The sequence below is a fragment of the Pseudomonas saponiphila genome (assembly GCF_900105185.1).
GTDB lineage: Bacteria > Pseudomonadota > Gammaproteobacteria > Pseudomonadales > Pseudomonadaceae > Aquipseudomonas > Aquipseudomonas saponiphila.
On record NZ_FNTJ01000001.1, the window covers coordinates 4,415,494 to 4,431,296 of the forward strand.

Genomic DNA, 15,803 nt, shown 5'->3' on the forward strand with positions numbered 1-15,803 from the left:
CGGCACAATTCACGAGCGCCACGGCACAGTACCCGGCTCCGTCCGCCCATAGACTGGCCTCTCATCCCCACCCGCCGGACGAGCCCACCATGAACAACCGATTTCTTCTTGGCGCACTTTCCCTAGGCCTGAGCCTTGGCGCCCACGCCGCCGAGTTCAGCGTCAGCAGTGACGACATCCGCGATGGCCAGCCCTTGAGTCAGCGGGAAGTCTTCCGCGGCTTCGGCTGCGAAGGCGACAACACCTCTCCTCAACTGTCCTGGAAAAATGCCCCGCCGGGCACCCGCAGCTTCGCCGTCACCGTCTACGATCCGGACGCTCCCACCGGCAGCGGCTGGTGGCACTGGACCCTGTTCAACCTCCCCAGCACCACCCAGGGCCTGCCCAGGGGCGCGGGCAGCCCCAGTGGCGAACAGCTGCCGCCGGGAGCCGCGCAGGGACGCACCGATTACGGCCAACCCGGCTTTGGCGGCGCTTGCCCGCCCACGGGCGACAAACCTCATCGCTACCAGTTCACCGTCTGGGCACTGAAGGTGGATAAACTGCCCCTCGACGCCCAGGCCAGCGGAGCGATGGTGGGCTACATGCTCAACGCCAACGCCCTGGCCAAGACCACACTGACCGCTACCTACGGACGCTGACGATGAACGCACCGGCTGGCCTGCAGCACCACCAAAGCCGTATCGACGCCTGCGTCATCCGTGCCAGGCAGGCCCACGCCCTGCAACGAGTACCGATTTTCGTCAGCGCCCTGTGCCGGGTGCGTCAGGGCGAAAAACGCATGGCCTGGGACGATCGCGAAATGCGCGTGGGCGGCCAGCACCTGATCCTACTGCCGGCCGGGCGCGAAGTGGGCATCAGCAACGCACCAGGGGCGCAAGGCCACTACATCGCCGATGTCGTGACCTTCCCCGCCCCGGCCTTGCGCGCGTTCAGCCTGCGCTACCAGCCGCAGATCGTCGCCCGCCCCGGACGCAGCGGCGCAGACCTGTGCATCCCCCTGGAGCGACACACGGCCCTGGCCTGGGACCACCTCCTGCAATGCATCGCCAGCGATGCGCCGGATGCCCTGCGCAACCACTACGGCGAGGCGGTGCTGCTGGCCCTGGCCCTTGGCGGCTGGGCCGGCCCTTTGTTGCTGGATCGTCACGACCCGCTGTGCGAACGGGTGCAGCAGATCCTCATGAGCAATCCGGCGCGGGACTGGACCGTCGCCTGCGTCGCCGAGCGCCTGAACCTCGGGGCTTCGACATTGCGCCGCCAGCTGGCGAACGAGAACGACAGCTTCAGCAACATCCTCGAAAACGTCAGGCTGGGCATGGCCCTGCAATGGCTGCAAACCACACCACGCCCGATCGGCGAAATCGCCGCCGCCAGCGGCTACGCCTCGGCCTCACGCTTTGCCGTGCGCTTTCGCAAGCACTACGGGCTCTCGCCCCGAGAGTTGCGAGCCGCGATCTAGCCCTGGCGCGCCATCACGGCATCGATGAAGGGAGCCTTCTGCGCCAGATACTCGCCAATCCCCCCGCGATTGTCGGCTTCAAGCGCCAGCTTCAGATCCTGGTATTGCTGGCGCAGATCGCTGTCTTGCCGCAGCAGATCGCGAAAAACCAGCATGCGCCCGATCTGCTCATGACCACAGATGCAGACATGCACTTTATGGGTGCGCACGCCCTCGACATCCCGGCGGTAAAAGTGATGCCCAGGGGACAGATTGCTGCCCCGGACATAGCCCAGGGTCGCCATGTAGGCATTGCGCGCTGCCTCATCCCGGTGCTCCATGACCACCAGCAAAAGATCGATTTCCGGCTTGGCCGCCAACCCCGGAACAGCGGTGCTGCCCACATGATGAACATCCATCAGCTCGGCGCCGAAGCCATGGACGATGCGCGCTCGCTCGGCACCGAAGGCCGCAGGCCAGCGATTCTCGTATGCACAGATTTTACTGGTCAGCGCCATCGGCACTCCGTCCCTGGTGAAAAAGCGCGAGAGCTTACCCGCGATAGGCATTGGCGTACCACAGCTACGCAGCCGAACTATTCATGAGGAACGCGAAACGCACGACGATTCGTGCCGCTTTAGACCGGCCTTGCGAGACAACAACAGATAGAAGGAGGAGGAAATCGACACGGCTGCCTCACTCCTTGTACCACCAACGGGTAAAGGGTGAAAAAACCGTTAAGAATCAATCGCTTGAAAGATTGGAGGCGACCCCACCAGCCACACCCCGGCACACAATGTTCCCGCTGTGGCTGCTGCCTTCCGGCTCTGACCAGGTTCACGGGTAATCGTTGCGGGGGGACCGATGGGGTCACCATAACGACACTCGCCTGTCGGCGAGCCGCGCCATTGTACCTATCTGAGTCGAACTTACAACCGCTCGTTGCAGATTAAAAAATCCGATGAGCTTCAAGCACTTGGATGTGCTCCGAGGTGCAAGCCCGACCCAGCCGCCCGCTACCGCTGAAGCCAGCATGTTCCGCAGGATCAGGTAAATCAGCTCATTGCCTTCGCGAGCAAGCTCGCTCCTACAGCGTGGAGGGATCATCCGTCCAGGGACAGCACGTCTTCGGCGCGACCACCTTGCTGCTGGATCACCAGATGGATGAGGTGCAATTTGCCGATCACCGCCGATGGCAGGATGAAGGGATAGAAATCCGCCTGCCCCATGCTGCGGGACAGTTCGTTGAGCATGCCCGCCAGTTCGATCCAGGCATTGACGAAGGCCAGGAACGCCGGACCGTCAGGATGCTGCGGGTCATAAAGACTGCTCAGGGGAAACGGCTGGTAATCGAGATCGACGTCTCGGGCACTCATGCCAAAACCCAGGGCCGTATCCACCGCGTCCATCATGTGCAGGTAATGAGCCCAGGTTTCCGCCCAGTCTTCCCAGGGATGCATGGTGGCGTAGGCGCTGATGTGGCTTTGCTGCCAATCGCTCGGTGGGCCTTTCTGATAGTGACGTTCCAGGGCTTGGGCATAACTGCCGCGCTCGTCGCCGAACAGGCGGCGAAACGGCTGTAGCCAGGGGCTGTCGGCAATCAGCCGATCCCAATAGTAGTGCCCCACTTCATGACGAAAGTGCCCAAGCAGGGTGCGATAGGGCTCGCGCATCTGCGTGCGCACCTGCTCGCGATGGGCATCGTCGGCCTCCTTGATATCCAGGGTGATCAGGCCACCGGCGTGCCCGGTCATGGGCGCCCTGCCCTCAAGATCGACACCAATAAAATCGAAGGCCAGACCCCGTTCTTCATCGTCACTCTTGGGAATCAGCTGCAACCCCAGGGCAAGCAGCTGCGCCACCAAGCGGCGCTTGGCAACTTCCACCTTACGCCAGCGCTCGGGGTTCTCAGGGACGGACAAGTCGGGAATGGTGCGGTTCAGGCGACAAGCTATACACAGACTGCCGGTCAGGTGCGCGGGCAGCAGCCAGTTACAGGCCGCCGCCGTATCCAGATTGGCGCAGCGCTTGAAAGCGCCGGCCTCGGGCTCGGCATCGAGCACCCAGGTTTGCGCCACAGGGCCGGGCCGCAGGGAAGACAAGAGGCCCAATTGCGGCGCATAACCGAGCACGGCCACGCAGGCCAGGCATTGGCTGTTGCGAAAGAACAGCGACTGCCCGCAGCGACAGGCCCAGAGCTTGCCACTGCGTGAACGATCACCGACAAAGGGCGCGGCGATGCGGGAACTGAGCTGATCGAAGAAACGGTACATGGCGCATCCTCCGTGGGGCCTGCCAGGACTAGATCATCCTGACTGCCCTATCGTTCCCTCGGTCTGGCAGGCGCCAACCGACCGATTTGCCATTGCGGGCAAGTCGGCGGCCACGGATCAGGCCGGAATGGGAACGCCGTGCTCGCTGAGAAAGGCCACGAAGGCAGCTTCGTCCAGAACCTTGAGCCCCAGCTCATTGGCCTTGGCCAGCTTGGAGCCGGCGCCGGGCCCTGCTACCACGCAGTGGGTTTTCGCCGAAACCGATCCCGCCACCTTGGCCCCCAGGCTTTCCAACTTTTCCTTGGCCACATCGCGGCTCATCAGTTCCAGCGAGCCGGTCAGCACCCAGGTCTTGCCAGCCAGGGGCAGGCCTTCGACCACCTTCTTCTCACTCAGCCAGTGCATGCCAAACGCCGTGAGCTGGTCTTCGATGGCCCGGGCCAACTGGGCATTGGCCGGGTTGTCGAAGAACTCGCGCACCGCCTTGGCCTGTTTCTCCGGCAGGGCCTGGCGCATGTCCAGCCAGTCCGCATCGATCACGCCTTGCAGGGAGCCGAACTTGTCCGCCAGCTTCTGCGCCGCCCCAGGGCCCACCGAGGGGATATTGAGCTTGTCGAGCATTCCACCCAGGGTGGTACTGGCGGCGAACTCGGCCCCGAGCTCACCCTGATCCTGCAGTTGCAGGCCGCATTGGTCCGCGGCCAGCAAGGTACCGATCACCTGGCGGTTATGGCTGTCCTGGAAAAAGCTGTGGATCTCGTGAGCCACCTCCAGCCCCACATCCGGCAGGTAGGTCAGAACCTGCGGCAAGGCCTGCTGGACACGCTCCAGAGTGCCCAGGGAGCGCGCCAGGACCTTGGCCGTTTCCTCACCGACATCGGGAATGCCCAGGGCATAGATGAAGCGTGCCAGGGCCGGACGTTTGCTGTCCTCGATGGCCTTGAGCAGCTTGTTGCTGGAGACTTCAGCGAAGCCTTCCAGGTCGATGATCTGTTCGTACTTGAGCTGGTAGAGATCCGCGGGCGAAGCAATGAGCTGTTCGTCCACCAGTTGCTCGATGGTCTTGTCCCCCAGGCCTTCGATGTCCATGGCGCGACGGGAGACAAAGTGAATGATCGCCTGCTTGAGCTGGGCACCGCAGGCCAGGCGACCGACACAGCGATACACCGCGCCCTCGCTGACGGTTTCCCGCCCCTTGCTGCGCTTGACCAATTGGGTGCGCTCGACATGTGAACCGCAGACCGGGCAGCTTTCGGGAATCTGCACTGGCCGGGCGTCCTGCGGACGGCGCTCGACGACCACCTGCACCACTTGCGGAATCACATCGCCAGCACGACGGATGATCACCGTGTCGCCAATCATCAGCCCCAGCCGCGCCACTTCATCCATGTTGTGCAAGGTGGCGTTGGACACTGTAACGCCCGCCACTTTCACCGGTTTCAGACGGGCTACCGGGGTGACCGCGCCGGTGCGGCCGACCTGGAATTCCACATCCAGCAGCTCGGTCAGTTCTTCCATGGCCGGAAACTTGTGGGCGATGGCCCAACGCGGCTCGCGGGCACGGAAGCCCAGCTCACGCTGGGAGGCGATGCTGTTGACCTTGAACACCACGCCGTCGATTTCATAGGCCAGTGCGTTCCGGCGTTCGCCGATTTCGCGGTAGTAATCCAGGCACTCGTCGATGCCCTTGGCCAGACGCAACTCGCGACTGATGGGCAGCCCCCACTGCTTGAGCTGCTGCAGATTGCCGATGTGAGTGTCGGCGATGTCGGCGCTGACCTGGCCCAGACCGTAGCAGCAGAATTCCAAGGGCCGGCTGGCGGTGATCTTCGAGTCCAGCTGACGCAGGCTGCCCGCCGCAGCATTGCGCGGGTTAGCGAAGGTCTTGCCGCCCGAAGCCAGTTGCGCCTCGTTCAATCGCTCGAAGCCGGCCTTGGACATGAAGACTTCACCCCGCACTTCCAGGGTCGCCGGCCAACCGCTGCCTTGCAGCTTGAGCGGAATGTTGCGCACGGTACGCACGTTGACACTGATGTCTTCGCCCGTGGTGCCGTCGCCCCGGGTGGCGCCGCGGACCAGCACGCCGTCCTGGTACAGCAGGCTCACCGCCAGGCCATCGAGCTTGGGCTCGCAGCTGTACTCCACCGCGGCGCCAGCACCGAACAGATCTCCCGCCGGCAGGTCCAGCCCCTCGACGACCCGACGATCGAACTCGCGCATGTCGACTTCTTCGAAGGCGTTACCCAGGCTGAGCATGGGGATCTCGTGGCGTACCTGGGTGAAGGCCGAGAGCGCCGCACTGCCGACCCGCTGGGTTGGAGAATCGCTGGTGACCAGCTCGGGATGCTCGGCTTCCAGGGCCTTGAGCTCGTGGTACAGGCGATCGTACTCGGCGTCAGGAATGCTCGGCTCGTCCAGTACGTGGTAGCGGTAGTTGTGTTGGTCCAGCTCGGCGCGCAGCTCAAGAATGCGGGTTTCAGCGGCGGTCATGGGGTTCTCTCATAAAGCAAAAGAGCAGCCTAGGCTGCTCGATCTGAAATTGGGGGGCGTGGGTTTCGCTGGCAAGCCAGCTCCTACACAAACCAGCGCCTACACAAGCCAGCTCCTGCGGGAGGAGCCGGCTGTGGAAGCTTAGCGCTTTTGGGTCAGGGCGCGACGTTCGAACTCGACGATGCGCTGACGGTAGTGCTCGATGGTCTGGGCAGTCAGAACGCTGCGCTGGTCATCCTTGAGCTCGCCATTGAGTTCCTGAGACAGCTTGCGCGCCGCGGCCACCATCACATCGAACGCCTGTTTCGGGTGACGCGGACCTGGCAGGCCGAGGAAAAAGCTCACTGCCGGGGTGCTGAAGTGGTCGATATCGTCCAGGTCGAATACCCCCGGCTTGACGGCGTTGGCCATCGAGAACAGCACTTCGCCGTTGCCGGCCATGCTTTCGTGACGATGGAAAATATCCATCTCGCCAAAGCGCAGGCCGCTTTCGAGGATGTTCTGCAGCAACGCCGGCCCCTTGAAACCGGCGGCATCGCGGCAGATCACGCTGATCACCAGCACCTCTTCGGCTTGCGGCTGTTCTTTGTCGCTGTGACTGGCCGCCTTGTTGCCTTCGTCTGCCGGGAAATCATCGTCGCGGCTGCTGAAGCTTGGGCCGTTGTCCAGGTCCAGATCCAGATTGAGGTCGCCCTGGTGAGGCTCGCCGCCACGCTTGCCGCGCTTGGAAGACGAACTCTCCCGAGGCTCGCGGGCCGGCATGCTCACCGACGGCAGGTCATGCTCGTCCAGTTGCGGCTCTTTATGAGTATCCAGCACCCGGGGCGGCCCCAGGAGTTCGGCACTGCCTTCGTCATCCGGCAGGTTGGACAGACTTCGATCAAGACGGAACTTCAACTTCCCCTTGCCGCCGCGCATACGTCGCCAGCCATCAAAAAGAATACCGGCGATAACAATAATGCCGATGACGATCAGCCACTCGCGCAGACCGATTTCCATGTAATCCCGTGCCTCTATGAAAAATGCTGAAAAATAAGGGGCTTACAATCTGCAAACCGCTTTAAAACGTGGCGCCAACTCTATGTTCTGAATGGCGTTTTGCCCACGCATAGGAAAAATTGACATTAAACTAGCACGACCAAAGGCAACTTTACACCGTCTGTCGCAACGGTTACGGCCAATATGCCGGCTGGCCAGGTTGGCAATAGGGAAAATTCCCCGACTTGCCCCCAACTAGCGCCTCAGTCGCACGGACTCAAGCGTCCACCATCGCCATCGCCTCCTCGACATCCACGGCTACCAGGCGCGAACATCCGGGTTCGTGCATCGTCACGCCCATTAACTGATCAGCCATTTCCATAGCGATCTTGTTGTGGGTGATATAGATGAACTGCACTGTCTGCGACATCTCTTTAACCAATTTTGCATAGCGTCCAACGTTAGCGTCATCCAGCGGGGCGTCAACTTCGTCGAGCATGCAGAACGGCGCCGGATTCAACTTGAAGATGGCAAATACCAGGGCCAATGCAGTCAGCGCCTTTTCACCACCCGAGAGCAAATGAATGGTGCTGTTCTTCTTCCCTGGAGGACGAGCCATGATCGTCACCCCTGTATCGAGTAGATCTTCGCCCGTCAGTTCCAAATAAGCGCTGCCGCCACCGAAAACCTTTGGAAAGAGTGCCTGCAAACCACCGTTGATCTGATCAAAGGTATCTTTGAAGCGATTACGGGTTTCCTTGTCGATCTTGCGGATCACGTTCTCCAGGGTTTCCAGGGCTTCCACCAGGTCGGCGTCCTGGGCGTCCAGATAACGCTTGCGCTCGGACTGCTGCTGATACTCATCGATAGCCGCGAGGTTGATCGCGCCCAGGCGCTGGATCCGCGCGGCAATCCGCTCCAGCTCCTCTTCGGCGGCCTGCTCGCAGGCTTCGGCGGTCAGGGTCGCCAGCACGCCATCCAGGTCGTAGCCATCGGCCAGTAGCTGCTCCTGCAAGGTCTTGCGGCGCACGGTCAGGGCTTGCCATTCCATGCGCTGCTGTTCCAGCTGGCCGCGAATCAGCTGCGATTGCTGCTCGGCCTGGTTGCGGCGCTTCTCGGCATCACGCAGTTCGCGGTCGGCATCCTCCAGGGCGATCTGCGCGGTCTTGAGCTCGACATCCACGGTCATGCGCTTTTCCAGCAGCTCTTCGAGCTTCAGGCGCAACTCTTCCAGCGGCGCTTCGCCCTCCTCCAGATTGAGGCTGAGCTGCTCGCGCTTCTCGGTCAGACGCTCGGATTGCAGCTCCAGGCGCTCCAGGGCCTGACGAGTGGAATCGTGCTGAGCCTTGAGGGAGCCCATGCGCACTGCCAGTTGATGAGCGTGATCCTTGTGCTGGCGCGCCTCCTGGCGCACCCGATCAAGGCGCTCGCGCAGGCTGTCACGCTGGGCCAGCAGCAGCTCGCGCTGCTCGGTATCCAGGGCCATGCTGTCCAGAGCTTCCTGCAACTGTAGACGCGCCTCGCCGACCTGTTCGTGCTCCAGCTCACGCTGCTCGCCCAGCTCGACCAATTCTTCATCAAGACGGGTGCGGCGCAGGTTCAGCTGTTCGGCCTTGGCTTTGCCCGCGGACAACTTGGCTTTCAACTCACCCTGCTGGCGGGCTTCGTCCTGCAACAAGCGGCGCAAATGTTCGCGACCGTTCTCCTGCTGACGCTGCTGGGCCCGCAGGTTGAGCAACTGGCTTTCCAGGGCCTCGACGCTGGCTTCGCGCTCATCGCGCTCCAGGGTCAGTTGCTGGATTTCCTGGCCCCGAGCCAATACGCCACTTTCCGCTTCGCTGGCGCGACGCACCCGCAGGAAATGCCGGCCAACCCAGTAGCCATCACGGCTGATCAGGCTCTGCCCGGCACTCAGTTGCCCGCGCAAGGCCAGGGCCTGCTCCAGGCTGTCCACCGGCTTGACCTGAGCCAGCCAGGGCGCCAAATCGACCTGGGATTCAACCTTGTCCAGCAGGCTGCCAGGCATGCGCGAAACATCCCCTTGCAGGCTCAGCAGACGCAGATCGCCCTGTTGAAAACCGGCCAGATCGATGCCGGAGAAATCGTCCACCAACACCGCTTGCAGATCGGCGCCCAGCACGGTTTCCACCGCCAGCTCCCAACCCGGCTCCACGTGCATGCCATCGGCCAGGCGCGGACGCTCGGCCAGTTGCTGTTCACGCAACCATTGCGCGGTACCGGTGCCCGGGTCGAGCGCCGCTTGCTGCAAGGCCTCCAGGGAAGCCAGCCGACCATTGAGCCGTTGCAGTTCACCCTGGGCCTGCTGCTGAGCCTGAGTGGCCTGCTGCAATTGCTGACGCAGCTGTTCCAGGCGCTCGACCTGGGACTCTTCGCTGGCCTGCAGGTCTTCCAGGGTCGCTTCGCTGGCGGCCAGTTGTTCGTTGAGTTCAAGAATCGCCGCATCTTCCGGATCCGCCGAGAGCAGCTCGCGCTCCTCGGCCAGACGCCGCTGACGCTCAGACAGGCGCTCCATGCTGCCTTCGAGCTGCTGGATGCGCGACTGCTGCACTTCCGCCTGGCGTCGCGGCTCGGCGGAACTCAGGTTGAAGGCGTCCCATTGCTCCTGCCAGCCGTGCATGGTGGCTTCGGCTTCTTCCAGGGTCGCGGCAGCCTCCTCGGCCGCGGCGGCGGTGACTTCCTGCTCGGGTTCGAGCATGGCCAGCTCTTCCCCCAGGGTCGCCAGCAAGGTGCGATCGTGGCCCAGATGGGACTCGGTCTCCAGGCGTGCGCGCTCAGCCTCCTTGAGGTCGTCCTGCAACTGCCGCAGACGCTGCTGCCCATGCTGGATGCTCTGCTCGACCCGGGCGATATCGCCGCCCACCGAATAGAAGCGCCCCTGCACCAGATTGAAGCGTTCGGACAATTCGTGGTGCCCGTCGCGAAAGCGTTCGATGGCGGCATCGGCGTTGCGCTGCTCGGCCACCAACGCCTCGAAGCTGACCTCCTGACTGCCGATCACCGACTCGCGCTGGCCCACCTGTTCATTCAATGCCTGCCAGCGCAGGGCCGACAATTGCGCCTTGAGCTGACGCTCCTCGGCCTTGTATTCCTGGTACTTCTCGGCAGCCTGGGCCTGGCGATGCAAGCGTTCGAGCTGGCGCTCCAGCTCTTCGCGCAGGTCCGTCAGGCGGGCAAGGTTCTCGTGAGTGCGGCGGATACGGTTTTCCGTTTCGCGCCGGCGCTCCTTGTACTTGGAGATGCCTGCGGCCTCTTCGATGAAGTTGCGCAGGTCCTCGGGCTTGGCCTCGATCAGCTTGGAGATCATGCCCTGCTCGATGATCGAGTAGCTGCGTGGCCCCAGGCCGGTGCCAAGGAAGATATCGGTGATATCGCGCCGACGGCACTTGGCGCCGTTGAGGAAGTAACTGTTCTGGCTGTCGCGGGTCACTTTGCGGCGGATGGAAATTTCCGCATAGGCCGCGTACTCCCCCACCAGGGTGCCGTCGGAGTTGTCGAACACCAGCTCGATGCTGGCCTGGCTCACCGGCTTGCGGCTGGTGGAGCCGTTGAAGATGACGTCGGTCATCGACTCGCCGCGCAGGTTCTTCGCCGAACTCTCGCCCATCACCCAGCGCACGGCGTCGATGATGTTCGACTTGCCGCAGCCATTGGGCCCGACCACCGCCGCCATATTACTGGGGAAGTTCACCGTGGTCGGATCGACGAAGGACTTGAATCCCGCCAGCTTGATGCACTTGAGTCGCACGTTTACGCATCCGCCAACGCAGACACCACCAGATCGCTGCTGCGCTGGGCGTAGGCCGTCAACACCTGGCGGATCTCCTGCAGATCACGAGCCAGTACCGCAGCCAGCAACTGCTCGAACAGCGCCAGGTACTCGCTCATCGAGGCCTTGCGCTGATCCAGTGCCAGGTAATAGGCCCGGCTCATCGCCGGCTGCAGGTTCTCGACGGTTTCCTGCAGGTACGGATTGTTGGCAAAGGGATAGGCCGCCCGCATCACGCTGAAGCTGTCTTCGACGAAAGCGCGGATGTCCTGGCGCTCGTAGGCACTCTCCAGACGCTGCTGGATCTGCAGGAACGGCGCCATGTCGCTCTGCTGCACCCAGCCGCTGGCCACGGAATTGCCCAGCAGGATGTACAGCTCGCTCATCAGGGTGCACAGACTGCGGACCTTGTGCTCGGTGAGCTCGGTCACATGGGCGCCACGACGCGGCAGGATGGCGATCAGATGGCGACGCTCGAGAATCAGCAAGGCCTCGCGGACCGAACCACGGCTGACATTGAGGGCCAAGGTGACCTTCTGTTCCTGGATACGCTCCCCAGGCTTGAGATCCCCGCGAATGATACGTTCGGCGAGGTGGTGAGCAATCTGCTCGGCGAGGCTGTCCGGCGCCTTGAACGTCATGGTTTTCCTTCAAAATCTTTAATCGGCACAAGCGGCGAAGTGTAGCGCAATTGCTACATCATCGCGGAGTGCCTCGACAGGGGAATTTGGCATGAAACAAGCAGAAGGATGCCAATCAAGGGGTTTCTCAAATGCCGTTCATACTTGGAATGTTGAGCATGGAAAATTCCTGACCTGAAAGTCAGAAAATCATTGACCGAAAAGTCAGACATGACTAAATTCGGCTCAGTTCGCTTAACAACAATAAAGAGTCTGCGAGGCCTTCCGTGATCCAGTTTTTATTCAACCAGGAACTCCGTAGCGAGCACGCCCTGGACCCGAACCTCACCGTGCTCAACTACCTGCGCGAGCACCTGGGCAAATCCGGCACCAAGGAAGGCTGCGCCAGCGGCGACTGCGGCGCCTGCACCGTGGTGGTGGGCGAGTTGCAGACGGATGCGCAAGGCCGCGAAAGCATTCGCTATCGCAGCCTCAACTCGTGCCTGACCTTCGTCTCCGCCCTGCACGGCAAGCAACTGATCAGCGTCGAGGGTCTCAAGCACCAGGGGCAACTGCACAGCGTGCAGCAGGCCATGGTCGACTGCCATGGCTCGCAATGCGGCTTCTGCACCCCGGGCTTCGTCATGTCGCTGTTCGCCCTGCAAAAAAACAGCAGCCAGCCCGACGCCCACAAGGCCCATGAAGCCCTGGCCGGCAACCTGTGCCGCTGCACCGGCTACCGGCCAATCCTCGCTGCCGCCGAGCAGGCCTGCGGCGCCGGGCAGAGCGACCAGTTCGACGCGCGCCAGGCCGAAACCATCAGCCGCCTCAAGGCCATCACCCCCAAGGACACCGGCGAGCTCAACAGCGGCGACAAACGCTGCCTGGTGCCATTGACCGTGGCCGACCTGGCCGACCTCTACGACGCCTACCCACAAGCCCGGCTGCTGGCCGGCGGCACCGACCTGGCCCTGGAAGTGACCCAGTTCCATCGCACCCTGCCGGTGATGATCTACGTCGGCAACATTGCCGAGATGAAGCGCATCGAACGCTTCGACGATCGCCTGGAAATCGGTGCCGCCACCGCCCTTACCGACTGCTACGACGCCCTGCGCGCCGAATACCCGGACTTCGGCGAATTGCTGCAACGCTTCGCTTCGCTGCAGATCCGCAACCAGGGCACCCTGGGCGGCAACATCGGCAACGCCTCGCCCATCGGCGACTCGCCGCCGCTGCTGATTGCCCTCGGCGCGCAGATCGTTCTGTGCAAGGGCGAAGTGCGGCGCACCCTGGCCCTGGAAGACTATTTCATCGACTACCGGGTCACCGCCCGCCAGGAAAGCGAGTTCATCGAGAAGATCATCGTGCCCCGGGCCAGCGCCGAGCGACTGTTCCGCGCCTACAAGGTGTCCAAGCGCCTGGACGATGATATTTCCGCGGTCTGCGCCGCCTTCAACCTGCGCATCGACAACGGCGTGGTCAGCGATGTGCGCATCGCCTTCGGCGGCATGGCGGCCATTCCCAAGCGCGCCCGAAGCTGTGAAGCCGCACTGCTGGGCGCCCCCTGGAACCAGGCCACGGTCGAACGTGCCTGTGCCGCGCTGGCGCAAGACTTCACACCGCTTTCGGACTTTCGCGCGAGCAAGGAATACCGCCTGTTGAGCGCACAGAACCTGCTGCGCAAATACTTCGTCGAACTGCAAACACCGCACATCGAAACCCGGGTGACCGCTTATGTCTAATCATCACAAGGTCGAGCAGACTCAAGCCGAACTGAGCGCCCTGTTTCAACAGGACCTAAGCACCGGCGTTGGCCGCAGCGTCAAACACGACAGCGCCGACAAGCACGTGTCCGGTGAAGCCGTGTACATCGATGACCGCCTGGAATTCCCCAATCAGTTGCACGTCTACGCGCGGCTGTCGGACCGGGCCCACGCCAAGGTCATCAGCATCGATACCGCCCCCTGTTACGCCTTCGAGGGCGTGCGCATCGCCATTACCCATGAAGACATTCCCGGCCTCAAGGACATCGGCCCGCTGCTGCCCGGCGACCCGCTGCTGGCCATCGATACCGTGCAGTTCGTCGGTCAGCCGGTGCTGGCGGTAGCCGCCCGCGACCTGGAAACCGCGCGCAAGGCGGCCATGGCCGCGATCATCGAATATGAAGACCTGGAGCCGGTACTGGATGTGGTCGAAGCCCTGCGCAAGCGCCACTTCGTGCTGGACAGCCACACCCATCAACGCGGCGACTCGGCCGGCGCCCTGGCCAGCGCCGAACACCGTATCCAGGGCACCCTGCATATCGGCGGCCAGGAACACTTCTACCTAGAAACCCAGATTTCCTCGGTGATGCCCACCGAAGACGGCGGCATGATCGTCTACTGCTCGACCCAGAACCCCACCGAAGTACAGAAGCTGGTGGCGGAAGTGCTCGACGTGTCGATGAACAAGATCGTGGTCGACATGCGGCGCATGGGCGGCGGTTTTGGCGGCAAGGAAACCCAGGCCGCCAGCCCCGCCTGCCTGTGCGCAGTGATCGCCCGCCTCACCGGCCAGCCCACCAAGATGCGCCTGCCGCGGGTCGAAGACATGCTGATGACCGGCAAGCGCCATCCCTTCTACATCGAATACGACGTGGGTTTTGACAGCAACGGGCGCCTGCACGGCATCCAGCTGGAACTGGCCGGCAACTGCGGCTGCTCGCCGGACCTCTCGGCGTCCATTGTCGACCGGGCGATGTTTCACGCCGACAACGCCTACTACCTGGGCGACGCCACCATCAACGGCCATCGCTGCAAGACCAACACCGCGTCGAACACCGCCTACCGCGGCTTCGGCGGCCCGCAAGGCATGGTCGCCATCGAAGAGGTGATGGACGCCATTGCCCGCCACCTGCACCTGGACCCGCTGGCAGTGCGCAAGGCCAACTATTACGGCAAGACCGAGCGCAACGTCACCCACTACTACCAGACCGTCGAGCACAACATGCTCGAGGAAATGACCGCCGAACTGGAAGCCAGCAGCCGGTACGCTGAACGCCGCGAAGCCATCCGCCTGTACAACGCCAACAGCCCGATCCTGAAAAAGGGCCTGGCGCTGACCCCGGTGAAATTCGGCATCTCCTTCACCGCCAGCTTCCTCAATCAGGCCGGCGCGCTGATCCACGTCTACACCGACGGCAGCATCCACCTGAACCACGGCGGCACGGAAATGGGCCAGGGTCTGAACACCAAGGTGGCGCAAGTGGTGGCCGAGGTGTTCCAGGTGGACATCGGGCGGGTACAGATCACCGCCACCAACACCGACAAGGTGCCCAACACCTCGCCCACCGCCGCTTCCAGTGGCGCCGATCTCAACGGCAAGGCCGCGCAGAATGCCGCGCAGACCATCAAGAACCGCCTGGTGGAATTCGCCGCGCGCAAGTATCAGGTCAGCGAGGAAGACGTAGAGTTCCACAACGGCCACGTGCGGGTCCGCGAGCATATCCTGACCTTCGAGGAGCTGATCCAGCAGGCCTACTTCGCCCAGGTGTCGCTGTCCAGCACCGGCTTCTACAAGACTCCGAAGATCTACTACGATCGCGCCCAGGCCCGGGGCCGGCCGTTCTACTACTACGCCTTCGGCGCGGCCTGTGCCGAAGTGATAGTCGACACCCTGACCGGCGAGTACAAGATGCTGCGCACCGACATCCTGCATGACGTCGGCGCCTCGCTAAACCCGGCCATCGACATCGGCCAGGTGGAAGGCGGCTACATCCAGGGCATGGGCTGGCTGACCACCGAGGAGCTGGTGTGGAACGCCAAGGGCAAGCTGATGACCTGTGGCCCGGCCAGCTACAAGATCCCGGCGGTGGCGGACATGCCAGCGGACCTGCGGGTCAAGCTGGTGGAAAATCGCAAGAACCCGGAAGACACGGTGTTCCACTCCAAGGCCGTGGGCGAACCGCCGTTCATGCTTGGCATCGCCGCCTGGTGCGCGATCAAGGACGCGGTGGCCAGCCTCGGCGACTACCGTCACCAGCCCCAGATCGATGCACCGGCGACTCCGGAACGGGTGTTGTGGGGCTGCGAGCAGATGCGCCGCTTGCAGGCAACCAGCGCCGCGGAGCAGCCAGCCGAACTGGCACCGCTGTAATGGCCTTCGCGGGCAAGCCTGCTCCTGCAACAGCCTTGGGGGCGGGCTTGCCCGCGAAGACCCGGACAGACACCAAGATG

Annotated in this window: 10 protein-coding genes and 1 other RNA gene; 4 read left to right on the plus strand and 7 right to left on the minus strand. The window is 62.9% G+C overall.

Going from position 1 to position 15,803, the window contains the following annotated elements:
• Positions 1–89: 89 nt before the first annotated feature.
• Positions 90–641 (plus strand): kinase inhibitor, encoded by a 552-nt coding sequence (locus tag BLV47_RS20755; protein ID WP_092316646.1) that lies wholly within the window; start codon positions 90–92, stop codon positions 639–641.
• A 2-nt stretch (positions 642–643) separates the two neighbouring features.
• Positions 644–1,462 carry a helix-turn-helix transcriptional regulator gene (locus BLV47_RS20760; protein ID WP_092316648.1) on the plus strand — a complete coding sequence of 273 codons (819 nt, stop codon included), beginning with the start codon at positions 644–646 and terminating at the stop codon, positions 1,460–1,462.
• Here BLV47_RS20760 and BLV47_RS20765 read toward each other — a convergent pair.
• The 7 genes from BLV47_RS20765 to BLV47_RS20795 all read right to left on the minus strand — a co-directional run bounded on the left by BLV47_RS20765 (position 1,459) and on the right by BLV47_RS20795 (position 11,610).
• A complete protein-coding gene (locus BLV47_RS20765; RefSeq protein ID WP_092316650.1) occupies positions 1,459–1,959 on the minus strand; it encodes a GrpB family protein in 501 nt (166 codons plus the stop codon). The two genes, BLV47_RS20760 and BLV47_RS20765, sit on opposite strands and share 4 nt — an antisense overlap.
• Before the next feature lie 252 nt (positions 1,960–2,211).
• An RNA gene (ffs, locus tag BLV47_RS20770) (signal recognition particle sRNA small type) lies at positions 2,212–2,308 on the minus strand.
• 236 nt (positions 2,309–2,544) lie between these two features.
• Complete coding sequence (locus BLV47_RS20775) at positions 2,545–3,714, minus strand: zinc-binding metallopeptidase family protein (protein ID WP_092316652.1); 1,170 nt, start codon at positions 3,712–3,714, stop codon at positions 2,545–2,547.
• A gap of 117 nt (positions 3,715–3,831) precedes the next feature.
• A complete protein-coding gene (gene ligA / locus BLV47_RS20780; RefSeq protein WP_092316654.1) occupies positions 3,832–6,204 on the minus strand; it encodes an NAD-dependent DNA ligase LigA in 2,373 nt (790 codons plus the stop codon).
• A 141-nt stretch (positions 6,205–6,345) separates the two neighbouring features.
• Positions 6,346–7,203: a cell division protein ZipA gene (gene zipA / locus BLV47_RS20785; protein WP_092316656.1), complete on the minus strand. Its 858-nt coding sequence runs from the start codon at positions 7,201–7,203 to the stop codon at positions 6,346–6,348.
• 256 nt (positions 7,204–7,459) lie between these two features.
• Positions 7,460–10,948 carry a chromosome segregation protein SMC gene (gene smc / locus BLV47_RS20790; RefSeq protein ID WP_092316658.1) on the minus strand — a complete coding sequence of 1,163 codons (3,489 nt, stop codon included), beginning with the start codon at positions 10,946–10,948 and terminating at the stop codon, positions 7,460–7,462.
• A gap of 2 nt (positions 10,949–10,950) precedes the next feature.
• Positions 10,951–11,610 carry a GntR family transcriptional regulator gene (locus BLV47_RS20795; RefSeq protein WP_092316660.1) on the minus strand — a complete coding sequence of 220 codons (660 nt, stop codon included), beginning with the start codon at positions 11,608–11,610 and terminating at the stop codon, positions 10,951–10,953.
• 266 nt (positions 11,611–11,876) lie between these two features.
• On the opposite strand from BLV47_RS20795, the gene xdhA reads away from it, so the two are divergent.
• Positions 11,877–13,331, plus strand: coding sequence for a xanthine dehydrogenase small subunit (gene xdhA, locus BLV47_RS20800; RefSeq protein ID WP_092316662.1), 1,455 nt, complete (start codon positions 11,877–11,879; stop codon positions 13,329–13,331).
• Positions 13,324–15,723 carry a xanthine dehydrogenase molybdopterin binding subunit gene (xdhB, locus tag BLV47_RS20805; RefSeq protein WP_092316664.1) on the plus strand — a complete coding sequence of 800 codons (2,400 nt, stop codon included), beginning with the start codon at positions 13,324–13,326 and terminating at the stop codon, positions 15,721–15,723. The genes xdhA and xdhB overlap by 8 nt, the downstream gene beginning before the upstream one ends.
• The last annotated feature ends 80 nt before the right edge of the window (positions 15,724–15,803 follow it).

Excerpts from the sequence above, each read along its gene's own strand:
- BLV47_RS20755 (WP_092316646.1), top strand. The coding sequence starts at position 90 with ATGAACAACCGATTTCTTCTTGGCGCACTTTCCCTAGGCCTGAGCCTT.
- BLV47_RS20760 (WP_092316648.1), top strand. The coding sequence starts at position 644 with ATGAACGCACCGGCTGGCCTGCAGCACCACCAAAGCCGTATCGACGCC.
- BLV47_RS20765 (WP_092316650.1), bottom strand. The coding sequence starts at position 1,959 with ATGGCGCTGACCAGTAAAATCTGTGCATACGAGAATCGCTGGCCTGCG.
- BLV47_RS20775 (WP_092316652.1), bottom strand. The coding sequence starts at position 3,714 with ATGTACCGTTTCTTCGATCAGCTCAGTTCCCGCATCGCCGCGCCCTTT.
- ligA (WP_092316654.1), bottom strand. The coding sequence starts at position 6,204 with ATGACCGCCGCTGAAACCCGCATTCTTGAGCTGCGCGCCGAGCTGGAC.
- zipA (WP_092316656.1), bottom strand. The coding sequence starts at position 7,203 with ATGGAAATCGGTCTGCGCGAGTGGCTGATCGTCATCGGCATTATTGTT.
- BLV47_RS20795 (WP_092316660.1), bottom strand. The coding sequence starts at position 11,610 with ATGACGTTCAAGGCGCCGGACAGCCTCGCCGAGCAGATTGCTCACCAC.
- xdhB (WP_092316664.1), top strand. The coding sequence starts at position 13,324 with ATGTCTAATCATCACAAGGTCGAGCAGACTCAAGCCGAACTGAGCGCC.